Genomic DNA, 24617 nt, shown 5'->3' on the forward strand with positions numbered 1-24617 from the left:
TGCGGTTTAAAAATCTATTTTACCAAAGGCAATAACTGATCGGCAACCAGCTTGTTACCGGTTTCGTTCAGGTGCACCCTATCAACGGTTAAAATGCCTTTTTCCTTATCTTCCGGATTATTTTGTGCTTCGTAATCGGCAAAAACCTTTCTCAAATCGCACACAGGTAAATTGTTTTTAGCGGCCAGGGCCCTAATTCCTGCAGCGTATTTGTTTAAGTCGGCATCTAATTCGTTGGTACCGTCTTTTTTCTCACCCACTACTGAAGGGGTAACCAATACCACCTTACTGCCTACACCCTGAATTTTATTGATTAAAGCCTGATAGAATTTTAAATATTTATCGTAATCGGTTCCGGTATGAGACGATTGTTTGTGCCATACATCGTTAATACCTACATAAATAACTACTAAATCGGGCTTTTTATTCAATACATCGTCTTCTAAACGCAGGTACAAATCGTACACTTTATTTCCGCCAATTCCGGCGCCAATAACATCATATTTAGTAGAATCGAGCGATTTTTTAATTAGGGTTACATAGCCGTTTTTAGATACGCCTTGCTGGGTAATAGAATCGCCAAAAAAGATAATGCGTTTGGGTTTAAATGTCATTGAAGTTAAAGCAATTAAGCAAATACTAAGTAAAACAGTGGTTCTGAACAGGGTTTTCATATATTTTAATTCATTAAATTATGGTTTCTTTTTTAAGTCGAGGTCTTGAAAATCAAAGCTAAAATCAGTTAGTGGCGAAATGGGTTCCATTTTAATAGCAACCGGATTTCCTTCATTATCGAGGCTAAAGTTTACAAAGGCATCGGCATCCATACTTCTGTCGTACCATTTCACAATAAAAGTATTGCCTTTATAAAATACCATATCGCCTTTTAGTTTGGGTGAGTTTTTGGCTTGAAAATGCATTTTACCATTGAGGCTGCTAATGGTTATATCGCCAAACCAAATATCGCTATAAGTACCCAGATATTTTTTTTCGTCGGGTTTGTTTGTTGCACTTTTTTGGGCTGACGCAATATCAGCGCTTATTTTATCGGTTATCTTTTTAGCTTCGTCTCTTTCATTTTGCTCATCAGCAGCATTGTCTTTAATCCGGTCTTTTCCGCTAATGCCGAAATAACCATCTTTAATGGATTGTGTAATGGCGTAAAATGCGCCTCCAGATTGCTGATTGGTTAATACGATAATGCCTAATTTAAGATCAGGGATTAAAGTTACTTCGCTCACCATGCCGGCCAAACCGCCCGTATGCTCAGCTACCAGCGATCCTTTTTCATCGCTTAAAAACCAACCGAGGCCATAACCAAAGAAATGCCTGTTGTAAGCACCTTTACCTGCCGGAATAATGCTGTGCATGGTCCACATTTGGTTTTGAGCCTGCCTGCTAAACAAGGTTTTTTCGAGCTTTTTGCCATACCTGCCACCATTAAGCTGGGTAATTACCCATTTGCTTAAATCGTTTATACTGGTATTAATTCCTCCGGCGGCATTACTGTTTTCCGAAAAATCTTTTGGGATAGCCGTAATTATGCCATTTACAGGCGCATGGGCATCTATACTGTTCGATTTATCTTTTAGGCGGTTGAATGAAGTAGCACTTCTATTCATTCCCAGGGGCTGCATAATCCGGTTTTCTACAAATTCTTCGTAAGTTTTGCCCGAAACCCGCGCAATTACCTCTCCGGCAACAATGTAGAGCAGGTTATCGTAATCCCATTTAGTCCTGAAACTGGAAACCGGTTTTAAGTATCTTAAATTATGGATAATCTGCTTCTTGCTTACTGTTGAAGAATCGGGCCAGATCATTAAATCGCCGGCGCCTAAACCTAAACCACTCCGGTGCGAAAGTAAATCGCGGATGGTAAATTCGGCAGTAACATAAGCATCGTACATTTTAAACTCCGGAATGATATCGGTTACCTTCGTATCCCAGGAGATTTTGCCTTCATCAATTAATATGGCCAAAGCTGCTGATGTAAATGCTTTTGAGTTGGAAGCAATGGCAAACAAGGTATTTTCATCTACCTTCTGCCTGGTTTTTAAAGAGGCCACACCATAACCTTTAGCATGAATTACCTTACCATCTTTAACTACCGCAACAGCTAAACCCGGAACATTAAAAGCAGTTAATGTTTTTTCAGAAATGCTGTCGATCTGTTTGGAAGTTAAAACCTGTGCATTGAGCCGGCTAACCACAAACAAAAATAAAAACAGTACCAGTTTGGTACGCGAGAGTAATTGCATGGATAGGGATTTAAATTAATCGCTTAAAGATAATAAATCTTTCAGGCGATTATCCATCCTTATTTGCCCTTTTCGAGTTTGTAGTCTTTATGTACAATTAAAAAACTTGCCCGTTCTTCTTTTTTGAAAGGATAATCCCAATTGCCCTGATAAGTAATTTTAGTCGGTAATTTATCATCGCCGAAATAACCCATTTCGATATTCATCTGTACATCGAAATCGAAAAGCATATTGCTGTATTTCATGTCTACATAACGGCCTAAAATATTGAAATTTCGTTTATCGAAAATAGTAACCAGTTCTTTAATCATCACACCATCTTTGGTCCAGCTGCTTAAATCGGGTTTAACAGAAACTTTAAAACGGTACACGGGGATAGAATCTAAGTAAGTACCGCTGCTAAAAGCATAATCGTAATACTGGCGCATGTTGGCTGTAAAAATTTCAGTTTTGCTGCCGATAAAAGGTACTTTAACTGGTCGGCCAGGATTAAAAATCAGCGTTTTCAGCTTATCCTTATAACTTTCGTTGGTCCCGCCCTTTCCATCAGGTTTTGGTGCATTGGGTACAAAATCGGTATTATAGGCATTCATAAAAATGTAATCGAACATTTCTACCGTATACAACTGGTATTTGCCGTTTTTCTTATAAATTTTCCCCGTATCCTGTTTTACCAGGTATTCCATTTTATACGGACCGCTGTTATTATGCTTTATTTTACGATAAATTTTGCCATCAACCTTATTCTTTTTATCGTAACTGTAAATCCGGTTCTCGGCAATAAAACTGTAACGTTTCATATCCCTGAACGATTGATAAAAGGAAGTATCGTTTATTACTTTATTGATGAAAGTTTCGACATTCAGCTTTTCTGCCTTGATGTTTACAGTCGAATCGAGTGTAATGGTTTTAATGGTATCGGGGTTAAACCGTTGAATTTCCTGGGTAAAACCGGTATAAAAAAGCGAGCTGAGTATTAAAACTAGAAATATTCTCTTCATATTTTATGGTAGTGGCAAAAACGATGCCTGTTTAAATGGATGATGTAATAAGTTGTAATGGAAGGATATTTAAACCATTAGCATTTTACATCACCCATCCTTACATCTCTTCTAGTTGCCCAGTTGCTTTAAAGCAATGTAGGCCATTAAACCGGTCGAGATTTTTAGCGCATCTTCGTCAATATCGAATCGCGGTGTATGCACAGAATACTGTGTATCTTTGGCAGCATTCCCTGTTCCTAAACGATAAAAGCAAGCATCTGTTACCTGCGAGTAGAAAGAAAAATCTTCGGCAGCCATCCAGATATCCAGATCTACTACATTTTCTTTACCTAAGAAATCTTCGGCAAAGGCCCTTGCATTGGCCGTTAATTTTTCTTCGTTAATTAAAAAAGGATAACCTTTATGAATATCGAAATCGCAGCTTCCACCCATGCTTTCGGCAATGCCTTCGGCCATTTTTTTCATGCGTTTGTGCGCTTCTGCTCTCCATTCTTCATCGAGTGTTCTGAAAGTACCCTCAATTTTAACCTCATTCGGGATAATATTGGTTGCTCCGCTTGCGGTTACTTTACCAAACGATAAAACGGAAGGAATACGTGGATCGGCATTGCGACTCACAATCTGTTGCAAGGCAATAATAATGTGCGAAGCAATTACCACAGGATCGATATTCTGGTGTGGCTGCGCGCCATGACCACCCTTTCCGGTTACGGTAACATACAATTCATCTGTCGAAGCCATGTAAATACCCGAACGGAAACCTACTTTACCGGCATCGATTAGCGGCATTACATGCTGACCAACGATATGATTGGGTTTCGGATTTTCGAGTACACCTTCTTTGATCATGATGCTGGCACCACCTGGCAGTAATTCTTCTGCAGGTTGGAAAATCAATTTGATTGTTCCGCCAAACTCATCTTTCAGCTGGTTTAAAATATAAGCCGTTCCTAAAAGCGAAGAGGTATGCACATCGTGGCCACAGGCATGCATTACACCCGGGTTTTTCGATGCGTAGGGCTTATCATTAGCTTCGTGAATGGGTAAGGCATCCATATCTGCACGTAAAGCAATTACTTTATCAGATGGCAGGTTACCTTTAATTAAACCTACTACGCCGGTATTGGCGCAATCGGTATATTCGATTCCCCATTTTTTCAATTTGTCTTTAACAAACAAAGAGGTTTCAAATTCTTTAAAAGATAATTCGGGGTTGGCGTGTATATGTTGACGATAGCCTACCACATCGTTAAAGATGTTTGCGGCCAGTTCCTGTACTTTATTTTTGATCATCAGTAGTATTGGTATCTAAATTTGGGGCATTGATTTTTTCCCTGAAAATAAACAGTGTAGGGAAATTTGGTCTCAGTTCGTTGATTAGCCGTTGGGCTTCGAGCCGGGTTCTGAAATCGCCTACCCGTACATAATAATTAGGTTCTTTATAAATGAGGTAGGTATTTAACCTGGGGTAAAGCCCTTTAAACCTGGCCTGCTCGTTAAAAACCTCGCGCCGGTCTGATCCGTAAAAAATCTGTACCCGGTAGCCGTAGGCAGAAACGATGGGTTTGCCTGTTTTTACTTCGCCCGAAGTTTTATATACCTCAAGCCGTTTGGCGATTAAACTATCAATTAAGGGATCTTTTATCACGGTAACCTCTCCCTTTTGTGCAAAAGATGTTTTAAAGATTAGTAAACTGAAGATTATCGTATAAAATATTTTCATGATGGTATTACATCAGGCAGACGAAAATTGTTTTAAAAACAGGAATGCCGTATTGGTTACAAAAATCGGCATTCTTTATGGGTTGTGCAAATGGTTAATCCAGAAGATAAATTCTTACAAAGAAAACGGGTTTGAGACCTCGAGTTCGGGTATCTTATTGAAATCTTTACTATTTCGGGTAATAAGGGTAAGTTTATTTACAATAGCCGTTGCTGCAATTACGGCATCCGGAAGTTTGAGGTTATGGTGTTTTCTCAACGCTGCAGTTTTATCTTTAATGTCTTGTTCCAATTCGTAAACATAAGCGTCTTTGATAAAATTTCGGATTACCAATAGATCATTATCATTAGCAGTTCGCCAACAAAGCAACTCAATCTCAGTAATTGCCGAAATAGCAGGTTGAGAGGTTAGCAGAATATTATCAATAAATTTTTCGGCACCTGGCGTAAATTGACGCTGAAGAAAATAAATAACGGTATTTGTATCCCAGAGATAGTTTAGTCCCACTCGTTTCGAATATTATTTAACTGATCCTCAACTTCCGATATGGGTTGTTTTTGCATTGCCCCTTTATATTTTGAAATTAAATCTTTACTCAGATCTTTAGGGGCCTCAGCGTCTTTTCTTAGGCGAATAACTTTAAGAAGCTCCAAATCCTTTAACAGATCCAGCGCCTTATCATTTAAAATATCTAAGGTTATTGTTCTCATACTCAAAAATACTAAAAATAAAGCCTGTTATCAAGATAAAACATTCTTGCATAAAAAAGCCCCGACAAAAAATATCGGGGCTTGGTATATTATAATGAGTTAATTACAAATTAGCACCGTGGCAGTTCTTGTATTTTTTTCCACTTCCGCAAGGGCAAGGCTCGTTACGGCCTATAGTTGCTTCTTTACGGATGGGCTGCTGTGGAACAGCTTCGCGTGTGTCGCCAAACTCAATACCAGGCTCTTCTCTGCCAAACTCCTGTTTAGTAGTCTGTAGCTTAGGTTGTTTAACCGGAGCTGGTGCTTCTCTAACCTGATCTGGCTCCTGCTGAACCGGGATACCACCTTTATATAAGAAACTTACAACCTCTTTGTTTACTGCATTAAGCATATCTTTAAACAAGTTGAAAGCTTCCATTTTATAAATTACCAATGGATCTTTTTGCTCATAAACAGCATTCTGAACCGACTGTTTCAAATCGTCCATTTCACGTAAATGCTCTTTCCAGCTATCATCAATCAAGGCCAATACAATGGTTTTCTCGAATGCACGAACCACCTCTTTTCCTTTATTATCGATTGCTTTTTTAAGATCAACAGCTACCTGAATACCACGGATACCATCGGTAAACGGAACCACAATCTGCTCAATATGCTGACCACGCTCTTCGTAAACCTGTGTTAAAACTGGTAATGACTGCTGAATAATGGCTTCTGATTTACGCGCATAAAATGCTTCTGCTTCTTCAAACAAGCGCTCTGTTAGCTGTGGAATAGCGGTAGACGAGAATTCTTTTTCAGTAATTGCCGTATCCAGCGAGAAGTTTTTAATTACCTCAAGTTTAAAGCCTTCAAAGTTTGCTTCTGTTTTGTATTCGGTAACGATATCTTCGGCAACATCAAATACCATATTGTTCATATCCACATCTAAACGCTCGCCAAATAAAGCGTTTTTACGTTTAGCGTAAATTACAGTACGTTGCGAGTTCATCACATCATCGTACTCCAATAAACGTTTACGGATACCAAAGTTGTTTTCTTCTACTTTCTTTTGCGCACGTTCGATTGATTTGGTAATCATAGAGTGCTGAATTACCTCGCCATCTTCGATACCCATACGCACCATAATGCTCGAAATTCTTTCTGAACCGAATAAACGCATCAGGTTATCTTCCAATGAAACGAAGAATTGAGACGAACCCGGATCGCCCTGACGACCGGCACGACCACGTAACTGCCTGTCTACACGACGAGACTCGTGACGCTCGGTACCTACGATAGCTAAACCACCTGCATCTTTAACGCCCGGGCCTAATTTAATATCGGTACCACGACCAGCCATGTTGGTAGCAATGGTAACGGTTCCGGCCTGACCAGCTTCGGCAACGATATCGGCCTCTTTCTGGTGCATTTTCGCGTTTAATACGTTGTGTTTAATGCCGCGCAGTTTAAGCATACGGCTTAACAACTCAGAAATCTCAACCGAAGTTGTACCTACCAATACCGGACGGCCTGCTTCGGTTAATTTTACAATTTCATCGGCAACGGCATTGTATTTTTCACGCACGGTACGGTAAACGTAATCCTGCTGATCTTGTCTTGAAATATTTCTGTTGGTTGGAATCTCAACCACATCCAGTTTATAGATCGACCAGAACTCGCCAGCTTCGGTAGTTGCAGTACCCGTCATACCGCAAAGTTTGTGGTACATACGGAAATAGTTTTGCAAGGTTACTGTTGCATAGGTTTGGGTTGCATCTTCAACCTTTACATTTTCTTTAGCTTCGATAGCCTGGTGTAAACCATCAGAGTAACGGCGACCATCCATAATACGGCCGGTCTGCTCATCAACAATTTTGATCTTACCTTCATCAATAATGTACTCTACATCAATTTCGAATAAGGTGTAGGCTTTTAACAATTGGTTTACCGAGTGGATACGCTCTGCTTTAACAGAATAATCGCGCATCAGGGCATCTTTGGTAACTACTTTTTCTTCTAAAGGAAGATCAGATTTTTCCAGCTCAGCCACTTCGGTACCTACATCAGGCAATACGAAGAAATGCGGATCTTCTCCCGATTGGGTAATTAACTCAATACCTTTTTCGGTTAACTCTACCTGGTTGTTTTTCTCATCGATATAGAAGAACAACTCTGAATCTACCTTAGGCATATTCTTAGACTGATCGGCCATGTAGTAGTTTTCTGTTTTTAACAACAGACCACGCACGCCGCTTTCGCTTAAGAACTTAATTAATGCTTTATTTTTAGGCAAACCACGGTAAGCACGTAATAATGCTAAACCACCTTCGCCCTCTTCGGTACCGGTATTACCCGCATTGATTAATTTTTTAGCTTCGTTTAAAGCCTGGGTAACATAAGCTTTTTGTGCATTAACCAAACGCTCAATGCGTGGTTTCAACTCGTAAAACTCATGCTGATCGCCATGCGGAATCGGCCCTGAAATGATTAAAGGTGTACGGGCATCATCAATTAAAACTGAATCGACCTCATCCACCATGGCAAAGTGCAATTTGCGCTGTACCAACTGATCAGGAGTTTGCGACATATTGTCACGCAGGTAATCGAACCCAAATTCGTTATTGGTACCGTAAGTAATATCTGCTGCATAAGCCTTTCTTCTTTCTTCAGAGTTAGGCTCGTGTTTATCAATACAATCAACTGTTAAACCGTGGAATTCGAACAAAGGACCATTCCACTCACTATCCCTGCGTGCAAGGTAATCATTCACCGTAACTACGTGCACACCTTGTCCGGCAAGTGCGTTCAGGTAAGCAGGCAGCGTACTTACAAGGGTTTTACCCTCACCGGTAGCCATCTCGGCAATTTTACCGCTGTGTAATACAATACCACCAATTAACTGTACATCGTAATGTACCATGTTCCAGGCTACCTCATTTCCGGCAGCTTCCCATTTATTGGCCCACTGTGCTTTATCGCCAACAATTTTAACATTGTTTTTTCTTGCAGCATAATCGCGGTCGAACTGGGTTGCAGTAACTTCTAAATAATCGTTTTCGCTTAAACGGCGCGAAGTTTCTTTAACTACTGCGAAAGCCTCAGGCAGGATTTCCAACAATATTTTTTCCAATTCCGCATCGCGGTCTTTGCCTAAGGCATCAACCTGATCGTAAATAGCCGTTTTTTCGTGAAGATCTAATTCTTCGTTTTCTGCATCGGCTTTAAGGGCCGAAATTTTTCCATCGATTTCGGTTAAGAAATCTGCAATTCTGCTTTTAAATTCTATGGTTTTACCACGTAACTCATCGTTGCTTAGTGCCGAAAATTTACTGTAGTGTTCGTTAATTTTTACAACCAATGGCTGAATAGCCTTTATATCTCTTTCTGATTTACTTCCGAAAATCTTCGCTAAAAATCCTAACATTATATTTTAAATCGTATTTATTTATTAAAAAATGGTGTGTTACAACAACCAAGCCACTGTCAGCATTAAGTCAGTTTGGCAGTTGTTGGTATAAAAGGGGCTTAAAATCTTAAAAAAGATCTTTAAGAAAACGAACTAGGGACTGTTGTTCTTCGGTTTTTTGCGGATGGTTAAATCGGTGATTACCTGATTTACGCTTACATATTTTGCTACTTTTAATTGAGGTTGAGTGCCAATTAAAGCAAGCCGGGTGTACGATAATAAATAAGGGTTACGCTGTTCGTTAAACTGCACAACGCTTTTATCAGATGCGTTAGCACTGATTTTATACTCATTACAATATTCATTTAATATTCTAAGCCCTTCAACGCGTTCGGCTTTGGCCAAATGCGTTAAGCTAAAAAATACAAGTGATATGGTAACCAGGTGTTTCATTAATAGCGGCAAAGCTAGTTTTAATCTTTTATAAAATGAAATCTGCTAACCTCAAAAAACGCACCACAATATCCCAGCTTATTTATTTAGGATAAAAAACAATACTTTTTATTGAACAGACCGATGACACAGTTTACTGAATAGACCCGCTTTTATAATTAATGTACATGCTTTTATAATTAACGCACCTGCTTTTATAATTAATGCACCCGCTTTTATAATTAACGCACCTGCTTTTATAATTATCGCACCCGCTTTTATAATTATCACACCCGCTTTTATAATTATCGCACCCGCTTTTATAATTATCGCACCTGCTTTTATAATTAATGCACCTGTTTAATGATCATTTATCAGGCGTTACTCAGCATCAGCTTATAAAGCCTTATGATTCAACGTGTCAAAGCACTTGTTTGTCGATACATTTGTTACAATCCGTTTTTTTTGGTGCAATTTTAAATCAACGAAACAAAACGCATTAGCTATGGAAAGAAAAAATTTCATCAGAAGTTTAATGATTGGAGCCGTTTCAACTCCGGTAATTATCGAAGCCTGTAAAAAGAGCAGTATAACAGATGGCACCAGTACATCAGGATCGGGAACTGCAGGCACAACTGCCAGCACCAACGGAACCTGTACCGTAGCCCCAACCGAAACCGAAGGACCTTTTCCAACCAAAGTGCCTGCATCTTATGTACGCAGCGATATTACCGATGGCCGTACAGGTTACAAAATGACCGTAAAAATAACTGTTGGTAACCTGAACAACAATTGCGCGGCATTGGCTGGTGCGCTGGTTGATATCTGGCATTGCGATGCAGAGGGCAACTATTCTGAATATGGCGGCTCTGGCATGCAAAGCACCAATTATCAATCGGTACATTTTTTACGCGGTCGCCAAACTACCGATGCCAATGGACTGGTAACTTTTACAACTATTTTTCCGGGCTGGTACACCGGCCGGGCCACACATATTCATGTTCACGTGTATAATGCTGCCGGAACATCTTTAAATGTAACACAGATTGCTTTCCCCGAAGGTAGCGGAACATCGCTTGCCCTGGTTAACGGCTATACCAAAGGGATGACAGGCTACACTTACAACAATGCAGACAATGTTTTTAGTGATGACAAAACAGGCGTACAGATTGCTGCAGTAAGCGGAACCCTAACTGCAGGCTTCGACCTTACTTTTAAATTGAACGTTAAAGCATAATATCATCCTTATTATTTGTTTTATTTTTCAATAAAGGCGTTAGGATTTCTTAACGTCTTTTTTAATTTTATGGCATGCCAAAAAAAGTGATCGTTTTATGCTACCGGAAGATAATCGATAGCACCAATACCAGCCCCTGGGATAGGTTTGTACACGAGGACAGCTTTGCCGAGTTTAAAATGCAGGCGCAGTATTACAACCAACCGCAGCAGTATAATACTTTTGCCGAAATGTTATTGCATGTACCAGAGGCCGAAAAACTCCATTTTTTGGTAAGTGCAGCTATTACCGGTTATCTGCGTCAGCTAAACGGCATTATTCCGGATGTTTTGGATAATCTGGGCAGGCGCTTTTTAACTTTTGAGCATTTTAAGTTCGAAATTATTAATTCGGACATACGCCATCCGGAGAAACATAAGGTTGCCATTAACTTTTTCTCAAAACCGCTGATCTGGCATGAAACCATTGGCGATCAACTATTGGTATCGCAACATAAAGAAGAAGAAGAAGCTGAAATTTTCACTAATCTTTTTGCCATTCAGCCTTTTGTAAGCATCCACTCTATCAAAAATATCGATTAAGCATGGAACTAACCCCCGGACAAATATATCTCGCTGACCAGCGTGGACTGACCGAAAACTCAACACTCCGCAGGTATAGCACCTTTAATTTCGAAAAATATTATAGCGAACACCGCGAACCGTTCGATAATCTTTTTCTCTGCAATGATGATGCTTTGGCAGGCGGAAAAGTTACCTTTTTCCTATCCAAAGAAGATTCTTTTCAAATTTTCTTTCCCATTACCGGCGGTATTGATGTGGTGCAGGGGAACAAAGAATTTTCGATTGATACAGGTAAAGTACAAGTGTTAAACTTAGGCAAAGGTGAAGTTTTGGAAATTAGCAACCCCTACCCTAACGATACCATCAATTATTTACAGTTGGGCATTAAAACGGATTTCTTTTTACTGCGCCCGAGTGAAATGTTGTATCATTTCGATTTTGAAAAAGACCAGAACCAATTGATTGAGCTTATCTCTAACCCAAAACTGCCATTTAAATTAAGTGCAGGTATTTTTGCTGGTCGCGGGGAAGCAATTTACACCCTGCAGCACAGCAACAGTAAATTTTATTGCTTTGTTATAGATGGCGCTTTTGAAATTGAAGGAAGGTTACTGCATGCCCGCGATGGACTTGCCCTTTGGGATTTACAACAGGTTGAACTGGAAGCCTTGAGCAATAATGCTATTGTGGTGGTTTTGGAGTTTGGGTATTAACAAACAAATCTGGCCCGCAGATTAAGAAGATAAGCGCAGAAACATTATTGTGGTGTCAGATCTTACGATCTGACACGGATTACATCTACCAAAAATTAGAGATGCTGAAACACCCGTCCGACAGATCAGGAGGAAGTTCAGCATAACGATATTGGATTACTTAAAAACCACTTCAGTTGCTCCATACCCGAACTTCTCTTTCCGGGCATCCATATAGGTTTTAATGTGCGGGTTTTTACTAATCAGTTTGTGAATTTTATCCCTAAGCGTTCCGTTTCCTGAGCCGTGGATAAAAATCATTTTATCAAAATGGTGCACTATAGCAGCATCAAGGGCATTTTGAAAATGCGTAAGCTGAATCTGTAAAATTTCGCTGGCTTCTAGAAAGTGGTGGTCATCACGTAGTTTTTCGATATGTAAATCGACCTCTTTTGCAGGCGCTTCGACCATTTTCTTTTCGTCGGCCGATTTAAAAAAGCTTTCCTTTAATTTTTGCGCATCGATTGTTACCGGCACCAGATCATCTAAACGAACCAACCAGCCCTTATTTTTAAGATTAGGCAGTTCTTTCTGTTCGGTACTAAAATCTTTTGCCCTGAACTTCTTACGGATCACCAATGGATCTATCGGCTTGGCATCGGCTACACCAGCTACCAAAACCTGAAAGGTAAACTCCGGCCAAAGCTCCAGATCGGCTAAAGAGGCAGCATATACCAAGGCAAGTGAATAAGGTTGTATAATACCATGGTAGGCATTGGTATACTTTCCTTTTCTTTCGGTGGTAAGGCTCAGCAATAAAGTATTGGGCGACTGGTTTAGCAAATGTAAATGAACCACATTACCGGCTTTATCGTCAGTTGCAGCGGCAACGTATATACCATTTTCTATTTTGGTAACACCGGGTACATTAACCTGAATGGGCTTAGGTACATCGATCTCTTCAGCCACTACACCATGGCCATGCACCGATGTTAGGTTACTTACCGCAACCGGAATTTCAAAACCATCTTCGTCTGTTACCCCCAAAGTTTGGGCGTCGATAACGCGGGTTACATAGCCCTCGCGTTTCTCATCAACAAAACGCACAAAATCTCCTAATTTGAATTTCATCTTTCCCCCTACCCCTAAAGGGGCTTTTGATTTTTTTTATTTTTAAAAATTGACTTATAGCTCCTATTCAGCACCCCTTCAGGGGCTGGGGCTAGTGTCTGGTATCGTTTCCGTGGTAAATGCTCAGGTAACTTTCGTATCGTGAGATGGCAATTTCGCCTTCGTTCACGGCTTCAATAACCGCACAGCCTGGTTCGTTTACATGGCGGCAGTTGTTAAAACGGCAATTGTGCGAGGTTTCGAAAATCTCCCTGAAAAAATGTCCCAACTCTTCTTTTTCGATATCGATTACACCCAACTCACGGATACCTGGTGTATCTACAATAAAACCGCCCTGCGGCAATTCGAACATTTCGGCAAAGGTTGTGGTGTGTTGCCCTTTATCGCTCCAGTCAGAAACCTCGCCTGTTCTCAAATCACGATCAGGCAATAAAGCATTAATCAAGCTGGATTTACCTACACCGGAATGCCCTGAAATTAAGGTAATTTTATCGGTAATCAGTTCCTGAATCAGCGGAATATTAATTCCTTTTAAGGCCGAAACTTCATAACAGGCATAACCTATATTCTGGTAAATATCTTTAAATTCCTGAAGGATCTCCAGACCTTCTTTACTAAACAGATCGAGTTTATTGAATACCAATACTGCAGGCACATCATAGGCTTCGGCGGTAACCAAAAAACGATCGATAAAGCCCAAAGAGGTACGTGGCGATGCCAAAGTAACCACCAGAATGGCCATATCTAAATTGGCAGCCAAAATCTGAGCCTGCTTGCTCAGGTTAATCGACTTGCGGATGATATAGTTTTTACGGGGCAGCAGTTCGTTAATCAAACCCTGATTGCTATCCCGTTCAAGCTCAAACTTTACCCTGTCGCCAACCGCAATCGGGTTGGTGGTTTTAATTCCCTTAATCCTGAACTTACCTACAATGCGGCAATCGTAATGCTCGCCATTATCGGCCAGCACGTTGTACCAACTCCCCGTAGATTTAATAACTAATCCCTGCATATTTGCCGTAAAGGTATGAATATGATTTCATTGGTAGAAGCGGCCCTGGTGGCAATATCATTAATTTAAGCCATTAAACAGATAAATATAATTTAACCACAGCTATAAATCCGTGTTTATCTGTGTGCATCTGTGGTTAAAAACGCTGAACTTAAAGATATTTTATTATCTACCAAATATCTTACATAAATACAACGCTTTAAAAGTCAAAAAACCTAAATTTGCCACAACAAAAATTAAAATATAATGAGTTTCAGAATAGAACACGATACCATGGGCGAGGTGCAGGTACCTGCCGACAAATACTGGGGTGCACAAACCGAACGCTCACGCAATAACTTTAAAATCGGCCCGGAAGGTTCGATGCCTAAAGAAATTATCCACGCTTTTGGTTACCTGAAAAAAGCAGCAGCACTAGCCAATACCGAGCTTGGTGTATTATCGGCCGATAAAGCTGAGCTTATTGCCAAAGCTTGTGATGAAATTATTGCGGGCAAACTGGATGATCAGTTCCCATTGGTAATCTGGCAAACCGGTTCAGGTACGCAAAGTAACATGAACGGAAACGAAGTGATTGCAAACCGCGCACACGTGATTAATGGTGGTGCACTGGCTGATGATAAAAAAGTACTTCACCCGAATGATGATGTGAACAAATCGCAGTCATCAAACGATACTTATCCAACTGCAATGCACATTGCAGCCTATAAATTAACCGTAGAAAACACTATTCCGGGTTTAACGCATCTAAGAAATGCCCTGGCTAAAAAGGTTGAAGAATTTGCAGGAATTACCAAAACCGGCCGTACCCACTTTATGGATGCTACGCCACTTACTTTAGGGCAAGAATTTTCAGGCTACGTACAGCAGATCGACAACAGCATCAGAGCCATTAAAAATGCACTGGTAATGGTTGCCGAACTGGCTTTGGGTGGTACTGCTGTAGGTACAGGTTTAAATACCCCAAAAGGATACGATGTTTTAGTGGCTAAAAAAATTGCTGATTTAACGGGTTTACCTTTCGTTACTGCTCCAAATAAATTTGAAGCTTTAGCAGCGCACGATGCAATGGTTGAACTTTCTGGTGCTTTAAAACGTACAGCTGTGGCTTTAATGAAAGTAGCTAACGATGTAAGGATGTTAAGTTCTGGTCCGCGTTGTGGTATTGGCGAAATCATCATCCCTGATAATGAGCCGGGATCATCAATCATGCCGGGTAAAGTTAACCCAACTCAACCTGAGGCTTTAACAATGGTTTGCGCACAGGTAATTGGTAACGATGTTGCCGTTTCAGTAGGTGGTATGTCAGGACATTTTGAACTGAATGTTTTTAAACCATTAATTGCGGCTAACGTATTACAATCGGCACGTTTAATTGGCGATGCCTGCGTTTCTTTCACCGATAAATGTGCTGAAGGAATTACTGCAAACTTACCGGAGATTGAAAAACACCTTCAAAATTCGTTAATGCTGGTTACTGCATTAAACCCACATGTAGGTTACGAAAACGCAGCAAAAATTGCGAAGAAAGCGCATAAAGAAAATAAAACTTTAAAGGCAGCTGCTGTTGAGCTTGGCCTGTTAACCGCCGAACAATTTGATGAGTGGGTTCGTCCGGAAGACATGGTAGGTAGCTTGAAATAATTTGCCAAACCTGATAGGTTTTTAAAAACCTATCAGGTTTATATAGTTACGGTCTAAATCAATACGCTTAAAAACAATAAACAAATATGGATTCAATACTTAATACGCTCATAGGCATGATATCTCTTATTGCACCATGCATTGTATTTGGAACCTGCTGCTATTTTTTATCGAAAAAAAAGGCAGTTGAAGCTGTTTTAATGACAATTGGAGCCGGAGTTGGTTTATTGACACACTTACTTTATTTTTTAGTGCCACTTTTGGCAGGCAGCAACAATTTAGCCTACACCGAAATTTCTAAATATTATACCATAATTGGTTTTATCGGCACCGTGGCCAGTCTTTGTTTTGCTGTAGGTTTGTTACTCCTGATTCACAATACCGTTAAAAAGAACAATGTATTTCACGATCAGTTTCCTACAAGCAACGATTAAAAAACAATATGAACAAACTGCATCCCTGCTTGAAGATTTTCTACCTCATCCTTTTTACATTATCCATCTTACAAATAGCCTGTAGCCCAAGGCCCAATATACAGGGTAAAGGCGAAGCATTTATACAGGGTGTTTGGAATGAAGATTCGGTTGCTTTTAGCAATAAGTTGAGCAATTATACAAAGCACCATTTCAAATTTACCTGCGATTCGGTTTATATCGATCTGGTTACCCACAGCAAAGTTAATTTCTACGAAGATTCCTGCTACAATAACGGCATCTGGAAAGAATACGCCAAAGGCGTTTATGCAGTAAGGGGCGATACTTTGATTGTTGGTGCAACCTTTACACATGCCAATTACAAACAAAAAATATCGGGCTGTTACCGCATTGGCCGGTACGAAAAAAACTTCCTGATTACAAAACGTTCTGCCGATAGCCTTACGCTAGAAAGCATGGGCGATCAGCGCGAAATAAAACTGGCACTGAAACAAAAAGTTACCTGCATCCAAAAAGAACTATAAAATGATCTTAACATCCATTAGAAAAAAAATTGCCACAGCTTTAATCGTAGGGTTTTTAGCTTATGTACCTGCACAGGTAAGCGCCTGGGGCACTATAGGGCACCGTGTAGTTGGCCAAATTGCCGATACCTACCTAAAAGCCAAAACACGTAAAGCGGTTCAGGATATTTTAGGTTACGAAACCCTGGCCATGTGCGCCAACTGGGGCGATTTTATCAAATCAGATTCGACCTATAATTACATGTACAACTGGCATTTTGTTAACCTCCCGGCCGGATTAAATAAAGATGGTGTATATAATTTCCTCGAAACAGATAAATCGATAAGCTTATATACCAAAATTCCTGATTTGATTGCCGTTTTAAAGAAACCCAGCAGCACCCGCGATGAGAAGAAACTGGCTATGCGCATGTTAGTACACCTTGCCGGCGATTTATGTCAACCCATGCACGTTGCCCGTAAAGAAGATTTAGGCGGCAACCGTGTTTCAGTTTTGTGGTTTAACGAAAAATCGAACATCCACCGCGTTTGGGATGAACAACTAATCGAATATCAGCAATTAAGTTATACCGAATATGCCAAAGCCATTAACCATGCATCAGCGGTTGAGCTTTACAACTGGCAAAACACCAGTTTAAAAGATTGCATTTTCGAATCGTACAACATTTGCAACAAAATTTACGAAACCACCAAGCCAGATGCCAAACTGAGCTACCGTTATAACTTTGACTGGGTAGATACTCTTAACAGTCAGCTGTTAAAAGGTGGTGTACGCTTAGCCAAAATGTTAAACGATATTTACGGCTAATGGTAAATATTCAGAATATTAATGCTCCGGTTTGAGAAAAAGCCGGAGCATTTTTTTTGTAGCGTATTGGTCAATCTTCTCGTTTTAAGGCAAAAACAAACTAAAAACGCAATGAAAAAACTACTCTTAATTTTAAGCTTGTGCCTGGCATTAGGTTGCAAAAAGAAAAATGATGCCGAAAATTTTACTGAAATAACCAGATACAACTGGGCTCTCGAATCGGCGACCGTAAATCCGGCCATGCAGGTAGATGGTAAAGCTGTAACTAACTTTATGACTATGGCAGGTCCATCTGGCTGTTTAAACAATAACTATACCCTCTCTTTTTCTGAGAACGGCACTTTTGCCTTCACTTCTAATGGGCCGCTGTGCGATATGATTTCGTATCAAAAAGCTAAATGGAGCAAAAACGGAAATGAAATAACACTGAACGATGGCTTTAGTAAAAATGCAAGGGTGGCAAAACTAGAAGGGAAAAATATCACCGATAAATATGTTTTCGAACAAAATGGAACTACTTTTACAGTAACTTATATATTTACTGCAAAATCCAAATAACATTGAAAATTTTAATGGTTTGCCTTGGCAATATTTGCCGGTCGCCGCTGGCAGAAGGCATTATGCGCCAATTGGCTGAAAAGCATAACCTCAACTGGGAAATTGCTTCGGCGGGTACAGGTAACTGGCACATTGGCCAGGCTCCCGATCACAGAAGTATAGCAGCGGCCAGAGCCATTGGTTACGATATTAGTAAACAGCGGGCACAACAATTTAACCATGCCATGTTTAGCCAGTACGATTTGATTTTGGTAATGGACAGGAATAATTTGAAAGATGTTAAAAGTTTGGCCAGAACCGAAGCAGAAGAAAAAAAGATTAAACTTTTTCTCGATAACGACGAAGTTACAGACCCATACTGGGATAATGCACTATTTGCCCCGGTTTGTAAGCAGGTTGAAGCAAGATGTTTAGCAATTATCAAACAACTTTCTTAATTTTAGCTTTCACTTTTAACAACACACACTAGCCAAATCGAAAATGAAAAAATTCCTTTCTCTGTGCTTATTAATTGCTACTGTTATTTTATTTCAGGGATTTACCGCTATAAAAAAGCCTGCAAAAGTCCTGGTTTTTTCGAAAACCAAAGGTTTTAGGCACGCCTCTATCGGGGTAGGCAAAGCAACCATCCAAAAAATGGGTTTAAGCCATAATTTTGAAGTAGACACTACCGAAAATGCCGATGTTTTTACCGAAGCAAACCTGAAACAATATGCAACCGTAATTTTTCTAAGCACTACTGGCGATGTATTAAATGATGCCCAGCAATCAGCTTTCGAAAGGTATATCAAGGCAGGCGGCGGTTATGTAGGTATCCACGCAGCAACAGATACGGAGTACGATTGGCCATGGTATGGAAAACTTGCAGGAGCTTATTTTACCAGTCACCCGGCAATACAGGACGCCAGATTTGTAATTAAAGATAAAAACCACCCATCGACCAAATTTTTCACCGATTCGGTATGGATGCACAAAGATGAACTGTATAACTTTAAAGATATTAACCCTGATATCAAAGTGTTAATCACCATCGATGAAAAATCGTACAAAGGCGGTAAAAACGGCGCTTTCCATCCATTTAGCTGGTACCACGATTTTGATGGCGGCAGGGCTTTTTATACTTCGATGGGGCACACTAACGAAGCATGGGCTGAAGAAAAATTCTTAAACCACCTTTGGGGCGGAATAGAATACGCCATAGGCAAACAAAAGAAACTCGATTACAACAAAGCAAAATCGAAACTGCTTTAAGCAAAAAATAGCCTGTTAAACATCATTAACAGGCTATTTTTTTAAAAGAACAATTGCGATAAAACGTTGCTTGCACTTGGTGCAGCAGGTTTTAATGAAGTAAATTTAGCTAACTGGGCTACGGTTAAAGCTGTACCCAATTTAGATTTTAAACCTGCGTACAATTTGCCAAATTTGCTGGTATAAGCTGCCGGATTGGTTTTCTGTGTAGCCATAATCGTGGCTTTCTGTACCAAAAAGTCTTTAATAATAGTGGTTACCGTTGGCTTTTGTGCAGGAGTTAAACTCAACGCAGGCGTAAGCTTACCCAAAATACTTGAGGTTAAGCTATTGGCATCAAAACCAGTTGCAGCAGCCGCAGCCGTACCAACTTTATTTAAAATACTTTGGGCATTCGAAGTTAGGTTTAAGCCCAATACCAGGGCAGACAGGATCAATAATTTCTTCATTTTTAAATAATTTATTGATCGAAGATAAAACATCTACAACTATTAAGAATGAATTTTTAATTAAGTTTTGTCTTTTTAAGGTTGACGAGGTATATATAGTTGAGCATACAGAAAGAAGCCAGGGCTCCGAAGGTGTGCCACAAGAAATGGGTACCTATGGTTAAGATCTCCCATTTATCGGCAATGCGGAAAGTTAGTGCGAATATGAAAGCAATCAGGGCAAAGCCAACCCACTTGCCATTTTTCCAATCGGTTTTTACCAGATAGCCAAATACCGGGAATAGCACCAGCGCAGCCATAAAAGCATAGTTAACGTTAATAAATAACTGAAAATCGCCTTGACTAAAAAGCTGCCTTACATAAAACTGAAAAAAAGCATATACCACTACGATTAAAACCGCAAAATACCAACGGGTTAGTTTAGCCAGAAAGTAAACACCAGCCGAAAGGCAGAGCAGCATAATTGGCATCCAATCCATCATAATGAAAACCGGCCAGCGTCTTAAACCATGGTATGTAGTTCCACCAATGCCACCAATAAAGAGCAATACCAGGGCACCGCTTAAAAATTTATGCTGATTAAAATTTCCGCGCAATTTAAAGAGCCAATAAAAGGCAATGGCCAAAAAGAAAGCACTGGTTATGGTATTAAAAGGCTCAGGAAAAAACTGGCTAAGGTTCGTTTCGGTATATACTGTACCTCCATCGGGAGGAAGTTGGAGCATGGAAATCATAGTAGCTAAACGCATCATGAAATTAAAATGTTTGAGGCCCGTATGTAACGATCAAGATGGAAAAATAATTTGTTAATTACGTGAGCAACAGGTTAAATATTGGTTAATTCTACTGGCTCAACGGTTATTTTACGTATTTTAGTCAATCTAAGCAAAACCAATATGAAACCCTTATTGATTCTATTTTTATTTCTTTCGGCAGCAACGTATGCCCAAACCCCGCCTAAACCTTATGGTGCATTACCTTCTAAACGCCAGCTCGCATGGCATGACACGGAAGTTTATGGCTTAATCCATTTTACACCAACCACCTTCGAAAATAAAGAATGGGGCTTTGGCGATGCCGACCCTAAAACATTTAACCCGACTGATTTTAATGCCGATCAGATTATCAAAGCGGCAAAAGCAGGCGGCTTAAAAGGCATTATCCTGGTGGCCAAACACCACGATGGTTTTGCCTTATGGCCAACCAAAACAACCAATTATAACATTAGTCAGAGCCCGTTCAGAGGTGGCAAAGGAAATCTGGTTAAAGAAGTTGAGCAGGCCGTGCGCAAAAACGGCTTAAAGTTTGGTGTATATTGCTCGCCATGGGATAGAAACAATGCCCTTTATGGCACAGATAAATATCTGGCGATTTACCAGGCGCAGTTAAAAGAACTGTACAGTAATTTTGGCGCACTTTTTATGAGCTGGCACGATGGCGCCAATGGTGGCGATGGTTATTACGGGGGAGCCAGGGAAAAACGTTCGATCGATAATACCACTTACTACGACTGGAAGAATACCTGGGCCATTACCCGCAAAATGCAGCCTATGGCCAACATATTCAGCGATATTGGTTTAGATATCCGCTGGGTAGGAAATGAAGACGGGCACGCAGCCGAAACCAGCTGGGCTACTTTTACCCCAATGGCGCCGGATGGAAAAAGTGTTGCCGTTCCGGGGCAGGCCAATTACCCGCAAAGCCCCGAAGGCATTAGAAACGGTAAATTCTGGATGCCGGCAGAATGCGATGTTCCGCTAAGAAAGGGCTGGTTTTTTCATGCCAATGAGAAGCCTAAAAGCCCTGAAACACTTTTTGATTTATATTTAAAAAGTGTTGGCCGGGGTGCTGGTTTAGACCTTGGTTTAGCACCCGATACCCGCGGACAGCTCCATGCAGATGATGTTGCCTCGTTAAAAACTTTTGGCGATATGGTTAAACACACCTTTGCCAATAACCTGGCTAAAAATGCAAAACTAAAACTGAGCAATAGCAGGGGAGCCAAATTTAACGCCGCAGCATTATTAGATAACAATAAAACAACATACTGGGCCACGCAAGACCAGGTGCACGAAGCTACAATTGAGCTTAATTTACCGGCTTCGAAAACTTTCGACATTATTAGCCTGCAGGAATATATCCAGTTGGGTCAAAGAATTGAGGCCTATACCATTGAGGTTTTTGAAAACGGTGCATGGAAAAAGGTATACGACGGCACCAGCATTGGCGCGAAAAGGTTAATCAAGCTCGATACTCCTGTTACCACAAATAAAGTAAAAATCAATATTACCAAATCGCCGGTTTGTATTACTTTAAGCGAGATAGGACTTTACAAAAAAACTGCTTAATCGCGGTTAAATTCGCTTGTGCTGGCTTCACCACGAATAACATTCACCTCGTCGGTAAGCTGCTCAATTTCATCGCGGTATCTGGATGTTTCTTCGAGATATTCGCGATATAAAAGCTCAGAGATTTTGATGGCCAGATTGGTAATCTTACCATCAAAATCTCTTCTGTAGTTTTCCTTTTTTTCCAGCTTAAGCTTCTTCATCTCGGCAACAATCTGTTTATTTTTGCGCCACACCTGTATGCCATGCTGCTCAATCATCTTTACCTTTTCAGCTTTCGAAAGATCGCGCGGAATTGAATAAACTTTATTAAAATCCGTAATATTTTGATCAAAGGTAAGCTGTAGTTTGTAAAACTTCCTGTTCTGATAATTTGGTGTTAGTGTTAAAACAATAGCAGCAAACACTACAACAATCATACTTGTTAGGCCGTACTGTAAGCCAGAAGGGATTTTCCAGCTCCCTAACTTTTCGTTAAAAAGTAAATAGCAAATTACAAAGCCCGAAACCAGTCCGCCAATATGCGCACTATTATCTACGTTACCACTTATACCATTTAAGAGCATGATGGCTGTTACTACAACCGTGCTGATTAAAAGCGCACGGCTTGCGTTCTTTTCAAATGCCTTGCTTACAATTAAGGCCATAAAGGCCCCAAAAATACCCATAATAGCCCCTGATGCACCAGCCATAAAACCAAATTTATGGAAAATGATACTGACCAAACCACCACAAATACCACTTAAGAGGTAAGTAAACAGAAATTTAACCGAACCCAGTTTATTTTCGACCATGAGGCCAATATAAACGAGTGCATAGAGGTTAAAAAATACATGCCAGATGCTTAAATGAATAAACTGATGCGTAAATAAACGCCAGATCTGACCTTCTAAAACCAGTTCCCGGCTGTTTGCTCCCAGGTTCAGATAGCCATTTGTAATTACTTCAGGAATAATCGCATCTTCACTCCTAAGCCTAAATATTAGGGTGATAAACAGAAGAGTTATTCCGTAATAAATTATATTTAAGATAATGAGAATCGGGGTAACCAGATAGCCTTTTTGGGGCAGAAAAAGATAGAGAATATTTTTAATCTTATCCTTAGCTGTGAGTGGGGCTTTCTCGAAGTAAGTATCATCCTGTGTAGCAATTAAGGTATGAAATGCAGCCAGACGCTCCTCCCAAATATCCTGCAGGTGGAACTGAACATATTCAAATTCGTTAAAAAACTTCTCCAGATTAAGGTCGTTCTTCCCATAATCGTTAAAAAGCATCTGAATGCCCACACACTCGCTTTTTACTACAGCAAAATTGCCATGAATACGGATCGAAATCTCTTCAGTATAAGATTGAAAAGAGATTGGGGTATAGGCGATAATCCCGGTTTTGGAAATGTGACTTAATTTCCAGCCCAGGTTTTCAATTACCTGGCGGGCAATAATTAAATATTTATCTGCCGGAAAATCGGCCAAAGGGATATATTTTTCAATTTTTGGCGAGTAACCCCAACTGATTGCCATAGCGCGCTAATTTTTTTTCGCCTCTAATATAATATATGGCGATAGATTTTTGCTCTCGAATGGAATAATCTTCGTAAATATTTTTCCGGCCAGCCATACCGCTTTTTTGAAAACACGTACTCCTGCTGATTTCTGGTCTTCGTTTTCAAGCCAAACACTAAAGCGGCCAAAATAACCCGATTTTACTTCTTTTAAACCTGCATCTTCGCAAATTTTACGAAGTAATGCCGGATTCATGCTATCAATATTGTGTTTATCGTAGTTTTCTTTATCAAAATTCTTTTGAAACCAACCATTTACCGCTTTAAAATTGGGTAAAGTGATAAACAAAGTACCCCCGGGTTTCACAAAAGCAATATGACGGTTAATAATATCGGCAGTATCATTAAAGTGTTCAATTAAACCACAGCTGAGTACCAAATCGTACTGTTTTTCATGCGTGTAGTTAAATAAATCGGTTTCAATAATATGGATATCTTGTTCGGTCAGATCATTTTTTTCTAAAAGCTCCTTAACCACAGGCGGGTGCACGAAATAATCAAGCAAGGTAACATCCAGTTTGAAGTACTTTTTTAAAAATACGGCATAATACCCAGGGAAACCACCCAGCTCAATAGCTGTTTTAACCTGATTTTGCTGAATCACATCAGCCAGCTGGCGATGAAACAAATAGTTAGCTGGTAGCCGAACCGCAAGTCCTTTTTTACTTTCCCAATAATTTACCCAAAAAGCCCTGTCGGTTAATAAATTTGCCATATTTTAAAAATTCCAGCTCCAAAGAAACGGAAAAATTTGGTTAACTGCCTAAAATGGTTAATTGTTTAAATTGGTTAACTGTTTAAACTGTGAAAGAGCGCTATTTCTACATTGTTAAATTGCTTTACTGTTGGATATACTACAATATAACCATCCAACAATAAAACAATATCTC

At 40.0% G+C, this 24617-nt stretch carries 26 protein-coding genes; 11 read left to right on the forward strand and 15 right to left on the reverse strand.

Annotated features, from left to right (window positions below):
• Positions 1 to 14: 14 nt before the first annotated feature.
• The 9 genes from BLR37_RS12295 to BLR37_RS12335 form a co-directional block, all read right to left on the reverse strand.
• Complete coding sequence (locus tag BLR37_RS12295) at positions 15 to 674, reverse strand: SGNH/GDSL hydrolase family protein (RefSeq protein WP_090768989.1); 660 nt, start codon at positions 672 to 674, stop codon at positions 15 to 17.
• Between the two features lie 18 nt (positions 675 to 692).
• Complete coding sequence (locus tag BLR37_RS12300) at positions 693 to 2258, reverse strand: serine hydrolase (RefSeq protein ID WP_090768991.1); 1566 nt, start codon at positions 2256 to 2258, stop codon at positions 693 to 695.
• A 59-nt stretch (positions 2259 to 2317) separates the two neighbouring features.
• The gene (locus BLR37_RS12305; protein ID WP_090768993.1) at positions 2318 to 3259 is read right to left on the reverse strand and encodes a hypothetical protein; all 942 of its coding nucleotides are present in this window, start codon (positions 3257 to 3259) and stop codon (positions 2318 to 2320) included.
• Positions 3260 to 3370: 111 nt separating this feature from the next.
• The gene (locus BLR37_RS12310) at positions 3371 to 4555 is read right to left on the reverse strand and encodes a M20 metallopeptidase family protein (RefSeq protein WP_090768995.1); all 1185 of its coding nucleotides are present in this window, start codon (positions 4553 to 4555) and stop codon (positions 3371 to 3373) included.
• Positions 4542 to 4985 (reverse strand): SPOR domain-containing protein, encoded by a 444-nt coding sequence (locus tag BLR37_RS12315; RefSeq protein WP_090768997.1) that lies wholly within the window; start codon positions 4983 to 4985, stop codon positions 4542 to 4544. The genes BLR37_RS12310 and BLR37_RS12315 overlap by 14 nt, the downstream gene beginning before the upstream one ends.
• Before the next feature lie 114 nt (positions 4986 to 5099).
• Complete coding sequence (locus BLR37_RS12320; RefSeq protein WP_090768998.1) at positions 5100 to 5492, reverse strand: type II toxin-antitoxin system VapC family toxin; 393 nt, start codon at positions 5490 to 5492, stop codon at positions 5100 to 5102.
• Positions 5483 to 5695 (reverse strand): hypothetical protein, encoded by a 213-nt coding sequence (locus tag BLR37_RS12325; protein ID WP_090769000.1) that lies wholly within the window; start codon positions 5693 to 5695, stop codon positions 5483 to 5485. The genes BLR37_RS12320 and BLR37_RS12325 overlap by 10 nt, the downstream gene beginning before the upstream one ends.
• Before the next feature lie 103 nt (positions 5696 to 5798).
• A complete protein-coding gene (gene secA / locus BLR37_RS12330) occupies positions 5799 to 9101 on the reverse strand; it encodes a preprotein translocase subunit SecA (protein ID WP_090769002.1) in 3303 nt (1100 codons plus the stop codon).
• Between the two features lie 135 nt (positions 9102 to 9236).
• Complete coding sequence (locus BLR37_RS12335; RefSeq protein WP_039473139.1) at positions 9237 to 9536, reverse strand: hypothetical protein; 300 nt, start codon at positions 9534 to 9536, stop codon at positions 9237 to 9239.
• A 484-nt stretch (positions 9537 to 10020) separates the two neighbouring features.
• Between BLR37_RS12335 and BLR37_RS12340 the strand changes: the two genes are divergently transcribed.
• The 3 genes from BLR37_RS12340 to BLR37_RS12350 all read left to right on the forward strand — a co-directional run bounded on the left by BLR37_RS12340 (position 10021) and on the right by BLR37_RS12350 (position 12028).
• Positions 10021 to 10752 (forward strand): dioxygenase family protein, encoded by a 732-nt coding sequence (locus BLR37_RS12340; protein WP_039473134.1) that lies wholly within the window; start codon positions 10021 to 10023, stop codon positions 10750 to 10752.
• A 74-nt stretch (positions 10753 to 10826) separates the two neighbouring features.
• The gene (locus tag BLR37_RS12345; protein ID WP_090769004.1) at positions 10827 to 11333 is read left to right on the forward strand and encodes a hypothetical protein; all 507 of its coding nucleotides are present in this window, start codon (positions 10827 to 10829) and stop codon (positions 11331 to 11333) included.
• Between the two features lie 2 nt (positions 11334 to 11335).
• Positions 11336 to 12028, forward strand: a complete 693-nt coding sequence (locus BLR37_RS12350; RefSeq protein ID WP_090769006.1) for a pirin family protein — start codon at positions 11336 to 11338, stop codon at positions 12026 to 12028.
• Positions 12029 to 12184: 156 nt separating this feature from the next.
• Here BLR37_RS12350 and BLR37_RS12355 read toward each other — a convergent pair whose 3' ends face one another.
• Together BLR37_RS12355 and rsgA are read right to left on the reverse strand one after the other, a co-directional pair.
• Complete coding sequence (locus BLR37_RS12355; protein WP_090769008.1) at positions 12185 to 13138, reverse strand: Smr/MutS family protein; 954 nt, start codon at positions 13136 to 13138, stop codon at positions 12185 to 12187.
• 91 nt (positions 13139 to 13229) lie between these two features.
• Positions 13230 to 14150, reverse strand: coding sequence for a ribosome small subunit-dependent GTPase A (gene rsgA, locus BLR37_RS12360; protein ID WP_039473122.1), 921 nt, complete (start codon positions 14148 to 14150; stop codon positions 13230 to 13232).
• 246 nt (positions 14151 to 14396) lie between these two features.
• Between rsgA and fumC the strand changes: the two genes are divergently transcribed.
• The 7 genes from fumC (at position 14397) to BLR37_RS12395 (ending at position 19369) form a co-directional block, all read left to right on the forward strand.
• Positions 14397 to 15794 carry a class II fumarate hydratase gene (gene fumC / locus BLR37_RS12365; RefSeq protein ID WP_039473119.1) on the forward strand — a complete coding sequence of 466 codons (1398 nt, stop codon included), beginning with the start codon at positions 14397 to 14399 and terminating at the stop codon, positions 15792 to 15794.
• 86 nt (positions 15795 to 15880) lie between these two features.
• The gene (locus BLR37_RS12370; RefSeq protein WP_143009571.1) at positions 15881 to 16228 is read left to right on the forward strand and encodes a hypothetical protein; all 348 of its coding nucleotides are present in this window, start codon (positions 15881 to 15883) and stop codon (positions 16226 to 16228) included.
• 8 nt (positions 16229 to 16236) lie between these two features.
• On the forward strand, positions 16237 to 16752 hold the full coding sequence (locus BLR37_RS12375) for a fumarate hydratase (RefSeq protein ID WP_244154650.1): 516 nt from the start codon (positions 16237 to 16239) through the stop codon (positions 16750 to 16752).
• A 1-nt stretch (position 16753) separates the two neighbouring features.
• Entirely contained in the window at positions 16754 to 17560 is an 807-nt protein-coding gene (locus BLR37_RS12380) for a S1/P1 nuclease (RefSeq protein ID WP_090769012.1), read from the forward strand.
• Positions 17561 to 17671: 111 nt separating this feature from the next.
• A complete protein-coding gene (locus tag BLR37_RS12385; RefSeq protein ID WP_090769014.1) occupies positions 17672 to 18118 on the forward strand; it encodes a hypothetical protein in 447 nt (148 codons plus the stop codon).
• 2 nt (positions 18119 to 18120) lie between these two features.
• A complete protein-coding gene (locus BLR37_RS12390; RefSeq protein WP_090769016.1) occupies positions 18121 to 18555 on the forward strand; it encodes a low molecular weight protein-tyrosine-phosphatase in 435 nt (144 codons plus the stop codon).
• Positions 18556 to 18598: 43 nt separating this feature from the next.
• On the forward strand, positions 18599 to 19369 hold the full coding sequence (locus tag BLR37_RS12395; RefSeq protein ID WP_090769017.1) for a ThuA domain-containing protein: 771 nt from the start codon (positions 18599 to 18601) through the stop codon (positions 19367 to 19369).
• 41 nt (positions 19370 to 19410) lie between these two features.
• On the opposite strand, the gene BLR37_RS12400 is transcribed toward BLR37_RS12395, so the two are convergent.
• The gene (locus tag BLR37_RS12400; protein WP_090769019.1) at positions 19411 to 19818 is read right to left on the reverse strand and encodes a hypothetical protein; all 408 of its coding nucleotides are present in this window, start codon (positions 19816 to 19818) and stop codon (positions 19411 to 19413) included.
• Positions 19819 to 19874: 56 nt separating this feature from the next.
• Positions 19875 to 20570, reverse strand: coding sequence for a hypothetical protein (locus tag BLR37_RS12405; protein ID WP_244154651.1), 696 nt, complete (start codon positions 20568 to 20570; stop codon positions 19875 to 19877).
• Between the two features lie 144 nt (positions 20571 to 20714).
• Here BLR37_RS12405 and BLR37_RS12410 point away from each other — a divergent pair, with 144 nt between their 5' ends.
• The gene (locus BLR37_RS12410; protein WP_090769021.1) at positions 20715 to 22166 is read left to right on the forward strand and encodes an alpha-L-fucosidase; all 1452 of its coding nucleotides are present in this window, start codon (positions 20715 to 20717) and stop codon (positions 22164 to 22166) included.
• Here BLR37_RS12410 and BLR37_RS12415 read toward each other — a convergent pair.
• Both BLR37_RS12415 and BLR37_RS12420 read right to left on the reverse strand, forming a co-directional pair.
• The gene (locus tag BLR37_RS12415; RefSeq protein WP_090769023.1) at positions 22163 to 23686 is read right to left on the reverse strand and encodes a rhomboid family intramembrane serine protease; all 1524 of its coding nucleotides are present in this window, start codon (positions 23684 to 23686) and stop codon (positions 22163 to 22165) included. The genes BLR37_RS12410 and BLR37_RS12415 overlap by 4 nt on opposite strands.
• 6 nt (positions 23687 to 23692) lie before the next feature.
• Positions 23693 to 24442, reverse strand: coding sequence for a class I SAM-dependent methyltransferase (locus BLR37_RS12420; RefSeq protein ID WP_090769025.1), 750 nt, complete (start codon positions 24440 to 24442; stop codon positions 23693 to 23695).
• Between the last annotated feature and the right edge of the window lie 175 nt (positions 24443 to 24617).

It is taken from the genome of Pedobacter soli, assembly GCF_900101435.1.
Lineage (GTDB): Bacteria > Bacteroidota > Bacteroidia > Sphingobacteriales > Sphingobacteriaceae > Pedobacter > Pedobacter soli.